This is a genomic window from Agromyces sp. P1_H4 (genome assembly GCF_056405255.1).
Window position 1 is genome coordinate 1 of the sequence record NZ_JBFUCL010000087.1, and the last position, 11733, is coordinate 11733.

At 71.1% G+C, this 11733-nt stretch carries 12 protein-coding genes; 3 read left to right on the forward strand and 9 right to left on the reverse strand.

The window, feature by feature from the left end:
• The 6 genes from AC1DY2_RS07655 to AC1DY2_RS07680 all read right to left on the reverse strand — a co-directional run.
• The coding region (locus tag AC1DY2_RS07655; RefSeq protein ID WP_476761873.1) for a hypothetical protein at window positions 1–226 on the reverse strand (226 nt) is incomplete at its 3' end.
• A gap of 83 nt (window positions 227–309) precedes the next feature.
• A complete protein-coding gene (locus AC1DY2_RS07660; RefSeq protein WP_476761874.1) occupies window positions 310–666 on the reverse strand; it encodes a hypothetical protein in 357 nt (118 codons plus the stop codon).
• 95 nt (window positions 667–761) lie between these two features.
• Window positions 762–1283: a hypothetical protein gene (locus tag AC1DY2_RS07665; RefSeq protein WP_476761875.1), complete on the reverse strand. Its 522-nt coding sequence runs from the start codon at window positions 1281–1283 to the stop codon at window positions 762–764.
• A gap of 97 nt (window positions 1284–1380) precedes the next feature.
• On the reverse strand, window positions 1381–2112 hold the full coding sequence (locus tag AC1DY2_RS07670) for an RraA family protein (protein ID WP_476761876.1): 732 nt from the start codon (window positions 2110–2112) through the stop codon (window positions 1381–1383).
• Between the two features lie 159 nt (window positions 2113–2271).
• Window positions 2272–2619 (reverse strand): hypothetical protein, encoded by a 348-nt coding sequence (locus tag AC1DY2_RS07675; RefSeq protein ID WP_476761877.1) that lies wholly within the window; start codon window positions 2617–2619, stop codon window positions 2272–2274.
• A 98-nt stretch (window positions 2620–2717) separates the two neighbouring features.
• On the reverse strand, window positions 2718–3164 hold the full coding sequence (locus AC1DY2_RS07680; protein WP_476761878.1) for an MSMEG_6728 family protein: 447 nt from the start codon (window positions 3162–3164) through the stop codon (window positions 2718–2720).
• A 206-nt stretch (window positions 3165–3370) separates the two neighbouring features.
• On the opposite strand from AC1DY2_RS07680, the gene AC1DY2_RS07685 reads away from it, so the two are divergent.
• Window positions 3371–4969, forward strand: a complete 1599-nt coding sequence (locus AC1DY2_RS07685) for a PxKF domain-containing protein (RefSeq protein ID WP_476761879.1) — start codon at window positions 3371–3373, stop codon at window positions 4967–4969.
• 93 nt (window positions 4970–5062) lie between these two features.
• Here AC1DY2_RS07685 and AC1DY2_RS07690 read toward each other — a convergent pair whose 3' ends face one another.
• From AC1DY2_RS07690 to AC1DY2_RS07700, 3 genes are read right to left on the reverse strand one after another with little or no spacing between them, the layout of a single operon-like run.
• Window positions 5063–7366 (reverse strand): glycoside hydrolase family 3 C-terminal domain-containing protein, encoded by a 2304-nt coding sequence (locus tag AC1DY2_RS07690; RefSeq protein ID WP_476761880.1) that lies wholly within the window; start codon window positions 7364–7366, stop codon window positions 5063–5065.
• Window positions 7363–8142, reverse strand: a complete 780-nt coding sequence (locus AC1DY2_RS07695; RefSeq protein ID WP_476761881.1) for a phosphatase PAP2 family protein — start codon at window positions 8140–8142, stop codon at window positions 7363–7365. Before AC1DY2_RS07695 ends, AC1DY2_RS07690 begins: the two co-directional genes overlap by 4 nt.
• 1 nt (window position 8143) lies before the next feature.
• The gene (locus AC1DY2_RS07700) at window positions 8144–9460 is read right to left on the reverse strand and encodes an MFS transporter (RefSeq protein ID WP_476761882.1); all 1317 of its coding nucleotides are present in this window, start codon (window positions 9458–9460) and stop codon (window positions 8144–8146) included.
• 91 nt (window positions 9461–9551) lie between these two features.
• On the opposite strand from AC1DY2_RS07700, the gene AC1DY2_RS07705 reads away from it, so the two are divergent.
• Together AC1DY2_RS07705 and AC1DY2_RS07710 are read left to right on the forward strand one after the other, a co-directional pair.
• Window positions 9552–10133 (forward strand): TetR/AcrR family transcriptional regulator, encoded by a 582-nt coding sequence (locus AC1DY2_RS07705; RefSeq protein WP_309975237.1) that lies wholly within the window; start codon window positions 9552–9554, stop codon window positions 10131–10133.
• A 161-nt stretch (window positions 10134–10294) separates the two neighbouring features.
• Window positions 10295–11733 (forward strand): carboxylesterase/lipase family protein (locus AC1DY2_RS07710; RefSeq protein WP_476761883.1); only part of this gene is annotated, 1439 nt, incomplete at its 3' end.

Here is an 11733-nt window from a genome sequence, read left to right on the forward strand (position 1 = left end):
GGCGTGCCCGCCGCTCGGCGCGGCGCGGGTCCGCATCGAGATCCTTCCGAGCCGCACGCACCTCGGCCTGCGCGGCAGCGGTGCGCGCCTCGAACTTCGCCCTTGCGTCGCGGGACAGTGTCTTCGCCAGCTTGGCGGCTTCCCTGCCGGCCTTCCTGGCGTCGGAGACGGCCGTGCGGGCTTCACGGCGGCGGTCGCGGCTGGTGCGCGTCGGTGACGTGGACATGGGGGCTCCGTTCCTCGGCGAGCCGTCAGTCTCGCACCGCACCGACGCGTCGCCCACCGGGTTGACGGAACGGGACCCGCGGGTTAGCGCGAAGCCGCGGCGGGCTCCGCTGCGGCATCCGTCGACTCTGCCGAACGCGCGTGGCGGCCGGCGTGGGTCGGCGCAGCCCCGGCGACCGGACGTCGCGACCGGTACCTGAGGAACCACCCGAGCATCAGCGCTGAGGTCACGAGATAGAACGAGTGCAGGAACCAGATCGGACCGATCGGCAGGCTGAAGACGTACACCGAGTACAACGCGTTGCCCGCGTTCGTGATCGCCAGGTTGCCGAGGCTGTACGACGACAGGTCCTTCGTGCGCCCGGCCTTCATCAGCATGGGCAGGTAGCTCATGGCGAAGAGGCCGGTCGATGCGACGCCGGCGAGCACGGCGAGGTCCATGACAATGACGGTACGGATGCCGCGGCTCGGCGACATCCGCAGAATCGCCCAACTTCGGGCTCCGGATGGAGCCGTCCTTCACGCCAGCCGGAGCCTCAGCGGCGGGCGAAGCGCGCCACGCGATCGCCCATCTGGTGCCAGCGCTTCTGGTCGGCCTCGGCCTGCTCGCGGTCGGTGGGCGTGGTCACCGAGGCGAGGATGGTGTGCAGCGCCACGAACTCGGCCATCTTGCGCGCCTGTTCCGCCTGCTTCCGACGCCGCTTGATGGTCTTGGCGCGCTTCTTCGCGTTCGAGTTGGCGAGCGCCGTGCGCTCCGCGTCTCCCGAGGCGGTCACGCGGAGGGAGGCCAGCTCCAGCCGGGCCGCCGCGCGCTTCGCCGTGCTCTTCGCGCGTCGGGGATCTGCCGCGAGCTGTCGCTTCGCCGTGCGCACGTCGGCGCGGGCCGTCGCGGTGAGCGCCTCGAGACTGGCCCGGGCGTCGCGCGAGAGGGTCTTCGCCAGCTTCTCCGCCTCGCGACTGGCTCGCCTGGCCTCCGCGACGGCCTTGCGGGCCGCACGTCGTTCGTCGCGCTCCGCATCGGTCGGGGACCTGCGTCGTGTCGTCGTCGCGCCTGCCATGACACCCTCCCGTCGGGTTACTCCACCAGTGTTCCACCGCGGGGGCGCCGCGCACAGCCTGGACCGGCATCGCGCGCCGCCACGACGCATCCGGTGCTCAGACCTCGATGGCGCCCCCGTGCTCGAGGAGGTGGCGACGCAGGGTCAGCTCGGGATCGGCCGCCTGCCGTCGGCGATAGGCGGTGAAGTCGAGCTGCTCGCGCAGGCTCGTGCCCGCGCGCATCCGATCGGCCTGGGCCGTCTCGGTGCGCACGATCCGCCGGGCCAGGTCGGTGACCTCGTTGACGCGGTCGGATGCCACGACGAGCACGCCGTCGTCGTCGGCGAAGACGTGGTCGGCCTCGGTGACCGCGATGCCGTCGAGGAACGCCGCGCGCATGCGCCGGCCGGCCGGCGGCACCCGGCGCGGACCGTACGGGCACGCGCCGAGGCTGAACACCGGGAGGCCGATCTCACGCAACTGGGCGGTGTCGCGGTGCAGGCCCCAGATCACCAGCGCCGCGAGGCCCGCCCGCTCCGCCTCGAGCACCATGAGGTCGCCGACGCAGGCCTCGTCATGCCGGCCGCCGTTGTCGACGACCATCACGTCACCGGGCGATGCGTCGTCGATCGTCTCGAGCAGCACGTCGACGCTGCCCAGGTGGGTGACGGGTCGCGCTCGTCCGACGAGGGGTGCGACGGGAGCGAGCGCACGAAGACCCACAGGGGCGAGTCGCGCCTCCACGCCGAGGCGGAGCGCCGCGTCGGCGATCGCCGCGGTCGGTGGAGCGGATGCCGCGGACCCGCCGGCCGGTTCGGATGCTGCGGGGCTGGGCGTGGCGTCGTGCATGATCGACCTCCGACTCGTGCTGGCGATTCGAGCATGGCATGCCCGCACCGCCGCGGCCCTGGTCGAAACCTTGTGTTCCGTGCGTCCTCGGTCCCGAGGCGCACCGAGCACAAGGTTTCGATGCGCGTCAGACGACGGCGGCGGGCGGGCGGAGCCCGGTCAGTCCTCGTCGATGAGCTCGAGCAGCTTCTTCGCCTCGTCGCGGATCTCGTCGTGGTCGAACTGGCCGGCGCGGCTCTCGAGCGAGATGACGCCGCAGCGATGGACCTTCCTGAAGTCTCCGTACGGGAACTTGTAGTGCGCCTTGGTCTCGCGATCCTCGTCGTCGTCGACGCCGAGGTGCCAGTGGCCGTACTCGGCCCAACCGTGCTCCTCGATGAAGGCGTTCTCCTCGTCGGCGCTCGGCGCATCCTCACTCCAGGCGTCGCGCTCGTCGCGCACCACCTTGCCGTCGCGCACGAGCGAGCGCGCCTGCCGGAGCCCGGGCTGGTGCAGCTTCACGGTCATGTCGATCTCCCTTCCGGTCGGGCCGGGTCGAGCTGCGGATGCCGCGGCCGCGCGTCGCCCCCCACCTCCGGGCAGCGTAGGCGAAGCGACATCCGACCTCACCCCCTTGACGGCCAGACGTAGGGCAGGTCGGGCGGCACGTCGGCGCCCAGTGCGCGGTAGAACTCGGGATCCTTGCGCAGCAGGTTCGAACGGTGCGACCGGTGGAACTCCTCCGTACCGATCCACGGCGGCAGCGCGAACGCGCCCGACCGGTACGCCGCACCATCGTCGGGAACCGTGTCGAGGGCGTCCAGCGTCTTCATGCGGCAGGTGTCGGCGTGGCCGCGGCCGACCCACTCGTCGCAGATCGCGTCCTGATAGGCCATGAGTGCGGGCCGGTAGCCGCGCCACATCTTCACCACCGGATGATGCCGCCAGCCATAGACGGGCACGGTGAGGGCGCGCATCACCTGCAGGGTCTCCACGCGCTGCTTCCCGAGGCGCACCGTGTCGAGCGCCGCGGCGCTGCGGGCGAAGTCGGCGAACGGGAGGAAGGTCTGCATGCGTCCCCCTCCGTCGTCCGACGGACGTCAGCCTAGGCAGGTCCGGATGCCCCACGCCCGGGCTTGACGGAGGCTCCGCAGGACCTTGCCACCCGCACTGGGGCTCACTTGGGCCGGGGTCGCGCGGCTACGTTCGGGACAGTCCGTCGGCCGTACCCGCGCGCCGACGGCACCGAACCGACACCGAACCCGAATCGGAGAACGCAATGAAGCGTTGGCAATCCACCCTTGCGGGCGCCGCCACGGCGGCCGCACTCATCGTCGGAGGGGGCGGGATCGCCTACGCCGACAACCTCCTCGTCGTCGACTCGCTGCAGGCGGAGGTGAACTCCATCTCGCTCGGCAGCGTCGCGTGCGGCACGCCGGCGAGCGCCGCGATCGATCTCAGGATGAAGCGCAATGGCAGCGACGAGGGCAAGAACGCCTTCGCGGACTCCGCGGTCGTGACGCTCTCGGCGTCGACCGCGGAGAGCGGCCTGGTGGCCGGAGGCGGCCAGCTCGTGCTGCCGTCGAACTGGGAGACCTTGAACAACAACACGCTGAGCGCTGCGGTGAAGTCCACCGTCGGCGTGACGTCGAACGTCGCCGGCCCGCACAGCGGCACCGTGACGTATTCGGCCACCGGCCTCAACACCGACGGCAAGTCGATCACCCGCACCGACAGCGTTGACGTGACGTGGACCACGCTCCCCTGCGGCGATCCCACCCCGGTCGACACGACGGCTCCGGTCGTCGTCCTCAGCTGTCCCATCGGGCTCGTCGAGCGCGGATCGAGCGCCGTCGCCACCTGGATGGCGACCGACCAGGGCGGATCCGGCCTCGCCGGCGCCTCGAGCGGCACGCTCGCTCTCGACACGTCGATCTACGGCTCCGGAACCGCCCTTGCGGCCGCGGGCTTGGTGAAGGACCTCGCCGGCAACGCGTCGGCCGAAGTCTCCTGCGACTACTTCGTGACCGAGCACACGCCCCCGGTCGTCGTGCTCACCTGCCCCACCGATGACGTGCTGCTCGGCTCGGTCGCCGAGGCGACCTGGGTCGCGACGGACGAAGCCGGCGGATCGGGCCTGGCCACCGCTGCGAGCGGCACGGTCCCGTTGAACACCGACGCCTACGGCCCGGCCACCGCGGTGGCTCCCGCCGGCACGGCCGTCGACAACGCCGACAACGCATCGGTCGAGGTCGAGTGCGATTACTTCGTGACCGAGCACACTCCCCCGGTCGTCGACCTCGTCTGCCCGGCATCGCCGCTGCTGCTCGGCTCATCCGGCGAGGCGACGTGGACCGCCTACGATCCCACCCCGGGATCCGGCATCGCCGACGGGTACCCGACGAGCGGTTCGGTCATGCTCGACACCTCGGGCGTCGGATCCAAGACCGCCACGGTCGCGGCCGGCACCGTGCAGGACAACGCGGGCAACACGTCGCTCGCCGTCGAGTGCGACTACTCGGTCGTGTACGACTTCGCCGGGTTCTTCCGCCCGGTCGACATGGGCGGCGTCGTGAACTCGGTGAAGGCCGGCAGTTCCGTGCCGATCAAGTTCAGCCTGCACGGCAACCAGGGCCTCGACATCGTCGCCGCCGGTTCGCCGACGCTCACGCTCACCGCGTGCACGGCGGGCGCCTCGGTCGACGCGATCGAGGAGACCGTGACGGCCGGCGGCAGCACCCTCACGTACGACGCGGTCGCGGGCCAGTACGTGTACGTCTGGAAGACGGTGAAGACGTGGGCGGGCAAGTGCGGCACCTTCGCGCTGACGCTCGACGACGACACGACGCACACTGCGAAGTTCACCTTCACGAAGTAGGCCGGACACCGCGGTCCTGCACCGCGCACCACAGCACGGAGGGCCGGGAGCATCGCTCCCGGCCCTTCGTGGTGTCGTTTTCCGCTCGCCGCACTACGCCTGCGCGTTCGACGCGGCCAGCAACTGCTCGAGCTGCTCCCGACCCAGGCCCATGCCGGGGAACGAGGCGAGCCGCCCGATCGGGAAGGACTCCATCATCTTGAACAGGCCGGGGTCGGCCATGAGCCCTGCGGTCTCGCCGTCGCCGAGCGCCGACATGGCCTGCATGATGTACTGCGACGCGACCGGGTGGGCGAGGAGCTCGCCGATGGACGAGTTCATCGTGAGCGGCACGCGCACGGCGTCGCCCTCGACATCGACCGAGACGGTGGCGCGGATGTCCCGGCTCGAGGCCGCGACGTCGACCGAGTAGGCGCCGCCCTCGACGACCCACCGGTCGACCCGCGTGTCCCAGTAGCCGAGGTCGGCGCGCCGCACGAGTACCTCGACCTCACGGGACTCGCCCGCGTCGAGCGCCACCTTCGCGAACCCCTTCAGCTCGCGCGGCGCACGCACGACGGCGGATCCGGGCAGCGACGTGTAGACCTGCACGACCTCCGCGCCGGCCCGGTCGCCCGAGTTCGTCACCGTCACGCGAACCGCGAGCCCCGAGGCATCCGCTGACACCGAGGCATCCGAGTAGTCGAACGTCGTGTACGAGAGGCCGTGCCCGAACGGGTACGACACCTCGAAATCGCGCGCGTCGTACCAGCGGTACCCCACGAAGAGCCCCTCGCCGTAGCGCACGTGCGAGTGCTCGCCCGGGAAGTCGAGGTAGGCGGGGCTGTCGGCGAGCCGCACCGGGATCGTCTCGGCGAGCCGCCCCGAGGGGTTCACGACCCCGTAGAGCACGTCGGCCACGGCCCCGCCGCCGGCCTGGCCGAGCAGCCAGCCCTCGACGATCGCCGGCACCCGGTCCGCGAGGCCCGACAGGCGCACCACTCCGCCGTTCGACAGCACCACGACGGTGCGCGGATTCGCGGCGATGACCGCGTCGGCGAGCGCGAGCTGCGCGGCCRGCAGCTCGATGTCGTCGCGGTCGAAGCCCTCGGACTCGAGCGCGGCGGGCACGCCCAGGAAGAGCAGCACCGTCTCGGCAGCGGATGCCGCGGCGACGGCCTCGGCGGTGAGCTCCTCGGAGATCGCGCCGTCGTCGCAGTAGCCAGCCGCGAACGGCAGCTCGGCGCCGGCGACCGCGCGCAGCTCGTCGAGCGCGGTGTCGAGGCGGGTCGGGTTGATCTGCGACGATCCGGCGCCCTGGTAGCGCGGCGTGCGCGCGAGCTCGCCGATGACGGCGACGGCGGTGCCCACTCCCGCGGGTCCGGGGGTGAGCGGCAGCACGCCGTCGTTGTTCTTCAGCAGCACGATCGATGCGGCGGCCACCTCACGGGCGAGCGCGTGGTGGGCGTCGGCGTCGGACGCGGCATCCGCCTTGGCACCCCGCACCGCCTTCTGCACCAGCTCGACGTTGCGGCGGGCGGCCGTGTCGAGCAGGCGCTCGTCGAGCACGCCCGAACGCACGGCGGCGACGAGCTGGCCATCGGTGCGACCCTCGCTCGACGGCATCTCGAGGTCGAGGCCGGCGGCGAGCCCGGTGACGCGGTCGTTCACGGCGCCCCAGTCCGAGACGACGAGGCCCTCGAAGCCCCACTCGTCGCGGAGCACCTTCGTGAGCAGCCACGGGTCCTCGGAGGTGTACACGCCGTTGAGCCGGTTGTAGGAGCACATCACGGTCCAGGGCTGCTCGTCCTCGACGACGCGCTGGAACCCACGCAGGTAGATCTCCCGGAGTGGACGCTCGTCGATGTCGGCCGAGACGCGCATGCGGTCGGCCTCCTGGTTGTTCGCCGCGAAATGCTTCAGCGATGCGCCGACGCCCTGCGACTGCAGTCCGCGCACGAGCGCGGAGCCGAGCACGCCCGACACGATCGGGTCCTCGGAGAGGTACTCGAAGTTGCGACCGCACAGCGGCGAGCGCTTGATGTTGATGCCGGGGCCGAGCAGTACGCCCACCTGCTCGGCCAGCGACTCCTCGCCGAGGGCGACGCCGACGCGCTCGAGCAGCTCGGGGTCGAACGACGACCCGAGCGCGACGGCCGGCGGGAAGCACGTGGCCGGCACGCTGTCGCCGATGCCGAGGTGGTCGCTGCTCGCACGCTGCTTGCGCACGCCGTGCGGTCCGTCCGTCAGCATGATGGCCGGCAGGCCGATGCGCTCGACGGGCTTCGTCGTCCAGAAGCTCGCGCCGCTCGTGAGCGAGGCCTTCTCCTCGAGGGTGAGGTCGGCCACGAGATCGGCGGCGCTTCGGTCGATGGCGGATGCCGCGGCATCCGTCGCCGGATTCAGGGTGTCGGTCATGATGCTCCTTCGTGTGCCGGTGATTCGATCCTCCGCCGGAAGAGGGGCTTCGCGTAGTCCTTCTCGAGGAGCGTCGAGAACGCCCACCAGAGGACCAGGGTGGCGGATGCTCCGCCGATGACGCCGAACACGGCGTCCGAGAACCAGTGCGCGTTGATGAGGGTGCGCTGCCAGACCATGCCGAGGGCGATGAGCCCGCCGACGATCCACCACGCGAGCCGCTTCGAGGGCGGCAGCACGGCGGCGACCGCGACGAGCAGGATGCCCGCGCTGACCGCATGCCCCGACGGGAATGAACCGTGGTCGACCGAGAAGAGCGGGCCGAACAGGCCGTTCCTGAGGTCGTCCGCCGGCCGCGGCCGGTCGACCAGGTTCTTGGTGAGCTGCGAGACGACCATAGTTCCGCCGAGCTCGGCGGTGAGGAAGAACAGGGCGGAGCGCCAGCGACTGATCACGAACAGCCACGCCGGGATGAGCAGGATCGTGAGCACGGCGCCGGGGAGCTCGCCGAGGTGCTGGAAGGCCATGGGCACGATCCACGACACCTGCTCGAGCGCGCTCGCGCCGACGAGGCGGCGCCACGCGTCGTCGAGCGGCTGGGTGAGCGGCGCATCCACGTCCTGGAGCACGGTGAGCCCGAAGGCCACGAACAGCGTGAGTCCGACGAGGCCGGTGACGAGCAGGGCGCGGGGCCTCGCCGGGCGAGTCCGCGGGGCGGGCGGTGCGGATGCCGCGGCGGCCTCGGTCAGCGCGGGCGCCCCCGCGGCATCCGGCACGTTACTTCACCGCCTTGATCGGCCAGACGGCGAACGCCCCCAGCACCGAGAGCACGATGCCGACGGGGAACAGGCCGGTGTACCCGAACGAGAGCACGATGGCGCCGGCGACGCCGGGCGCGAGGGTCTGGGGCAGGGTGGCGGCGATGTTGACGACGCCGAGGTCCTTCGCGAACGACTTCGCCGACGGCAGCACCTCGCTCATGAGCGCCGTGTCGACGGCCTGGAACATGCCGAAGCCGAGGCCCGCGATGAAGGTCATGATCATCCAGGCGGTGAGGTCGGGCCAGGCCCACGGCAGCAGGAACGCGAGGCCCGTGACGGCGGACGAGGCGAAGACGAAGGGCTTGCGGCGGCCGACGCGGTCGGAGATGGGGCCCGATGCGACGGTCGCGATGAGGATGCCCGCGAGGCTGATGAGGCCGAGCACGGGAATGACCGAGCCGGGCTCGGCGATGCCGAAGTAGTCGGTGAGCAAGAAGAACTGGTAGCCGGTCACCGCGAAGTAGCCGGTGTAGAGCAGCAGGCGGCCGGTGAACGCCCAGAAGAAGTCGGGGTGCTTGACCGGGCTGACCCAGAATGTGCGGAGGAAGTCGGCGAAGCGGAAGGGCTCGGGCTCGAGCTCCTTCGACGAGTAGTCGGGGTTGAAGACGATGAACAGCGTGAGGATCACGAGCGACAGCGCCGCGAAGGTCACGTACCCGGCCGCGATGCTGCCGAGGAAGACCGACCCGACGATCTGGCCGCCGAGGGCGCCGACCATCAGGCCGATGCCCGAGAGCGCCGCGAACGTGCCGCGCCGCTTGAGCGGCACCCGGTCGGGCATGACCGCGCTGAGCGGGCCCTGCGCGAAGTTGTACGTGATCTGCACGAGGGTCCACGCGAGGACGACGCCGACGAGGCTGTTCGCGAAGGCGAGGCCGACGAGCGCGAGGCCGCCGGCGAGCGAGCCGAGGAAGATCCACGGGGCGCGGCGCCCGAACCTCGAGCGCGTGCGGTCGGAGATCTGGCCGGCGATCGGCTGGGCGAGCATGGAGAAGAACGCGCCGATCGTCATCACCACGGCGAGGTTCGCGACCTTGTCGGCCTCGCCGAACTGGGCGGTGATCTGCGCAGGGAGGAGGATGCCGGGCACCGCTCCCCAGATGAGGAAGATGCCGAGGTTCGCGGGGATGATCCAGCCGAGGAGGCGGCCGATGCCCTTGATCGGGGCGGGCGGATCCTCGTTGCCCGTGGCCTCCTCGAAGAACGCGACGGGCTCGTCGAGCTCGTCGGGGCGGGAATCGGCAGCGGGTTGGGGGGTCGACGCCATCGTCATCGGGGGATTCCTCTCGGGTCTCAGCACTGAGTGGGCAAAACCATACATCGCTCGGTTTTCATTTGCAACAGCCGTTCCGTACCATGCAGGTATGGCACGCAGGGGTTCGTACGCGAAGGGCGTGGCGAAGCGCGAGGAGATCCTCACGACCGCGCTCGACGTCATCGCCCGCAACGGCTATCGCCGCACCTCGGTGCGGGAGCTCGCCGACGCGGTCGGCCTCAGCCAGGCCGGCCTCCTCCACTACTTCTCGTCGAAGGAGGAGCTCTTCCAGGAGATCCTCCGCAAGCGCGACGAGGTCGACACGGGCGGATTCGTCGACAACGACCTCGAGCACCCGGTCGAGGGCTTCTTCGGGGTCATCCGGCACAACTCCGAGGTGCCGGGCCTCGTGCAGCTCTACGCCCAGGTGTCCACCGAGGCGTGCGATCCCGACCATCCGGCGCACGCGTTCTTCGTCGACCGGTACAACCAGTTCCGCGGCGTGTTCAGCACGCTCGTGCGCGACGAGCAGGCCGCCGGCAACGTCGACCCGAGCCTCGACGCCGACCGAATCGCCAACCTCTTCCTCGCCGCCGCCGACGGCCTGCAGACCCAGTGGATGCTCGACCCGTCGATCGACATGGCCGATCACGTCGCCTATCTCTGGCAGCTCGTCACGCGGAAGGCCTGAGCCGATGCCGCGGGGGCAGCGGCTCCCGTCGCGAGGGCGGCCGCATCCGATACCCGTGGTTGAGTTCGCGGGCCTCATCTCGCATACTTGATTCCCAAGTGTCATTCGGTTTTCAACCGGGACATCCGCCCCCATCGAAGCGTGCGTGAGGAGCTGCCGTCATGTCGGTCGCCGGAACCGAGACCCACCCCGAGGTCGACACCATTGCGGGCCGCGTGCGCGGCCATTGGCGCACGGATGCCGCCGGCAACCGTTCTGCGGCCTTCCTCGGCATCCCCTTCGCCGAGCCGCCGGTCGGCGAGCATCGCTTCGCCGCGCCCGTGCCACGTCGCCCGTGGGAGGGCGTGCTCGACGCCACCGAGTTCGGAGCGACCGCCCAGCGCGGCGACCCCGGCGTCACGCTCATCCCCGAGCCGTCGGTGCCTGGCGAGTCCACGCTGAACGTGAACGTCTTCACGCCCTCGCCGGCGCCGGCCACCGGCTCCGCGCTCCCCGTGCTCGTCTACATCCACGGCGGCGGCTACTTCGCCGGCTCCCCCGCCAGCCCGTGGTACGACGGGCAGTCCTTCAACCGCGACGGCGTCGTCACCGTGTCGATCTCGTACCGCCTCGGCTTCGACGGCTTCGGCTGGATCGCAGATGCCCCGATGAACCGGGGGGTGCTCGACTGGCTGCTCGCCCTCGAGTGGGTGCGCGACAACATCGCGGCGTTCGGCGGCGACCCGGCGCGGGTGACGATCGCGGGGCAGTCGGCCGGCGGCGGCGCGGTGCTCACGCTCCTCGGCATGCCGGCGGCGCAGCCGCTCATCTCGGGCGTGTACAGCATGTCGGGCGTCGCGACCGACATCACCCTCGCCGAGGCCGAGGAGTTCGGCCGCAAGCTGGCCGCGCTGGGCGGCGTCGAGCCGACGCGGGAAGGACTGTCGTCACTCACCGAGGAGCGAGTGCTCGAGCTGCAGAAGCAGCTCACGGATCCGGCGCCCGGCGGCAACCCGATGACCATGCTGCGCGGCTTCATCGAGAACGGCCTGACGCTCGGGCCGGTGATCGACGGTGAGCTCATCCCGCGCCGCACCATCGACGCGATGGCCGCGGGTGTCGGCGCCGACAAGCCGCTCGTGCTCGGCGCCACCGACGACGAGTTCTCGATGATCCTCGACGGCGCGAAGGACAAGCTCCGCTGGGTGCCCGCGGGCTTCCTCCTCGGCAAGGTGGGGCTCGCCCGGGCCGAACGCGCGGCCTATCTCGGTGCGAACGCCGACGTGCGCCGGCTCGGCACGGCCGCGGTCCTCGGCCGGTACATTACCGACCGGATGTTCCGCACCCTCGTGCTGCGCGTCGCCACCGCGCGGGGCGGCGCGCCGACCTGGCTCTACCGCTTCTCCTGGCGGTCGCCGAACTTCGGCCGCGCCGTGCACTGCGTCGACGTGCCGTTCTTCTTCGACTGCCTCGGCGCCGACCGCGTCTCGGCGATCGGCGGGGACGCGCCGCCGCAGGCGCTCGCCGACGAGGTCCACTCCGCCGCGGTCGCGTTCGTCGCGCAGGGCGATCCCGGCTGGCCGAGGGTCACGGATGCCGCGCCCGCCGCTCGGGTCTACGA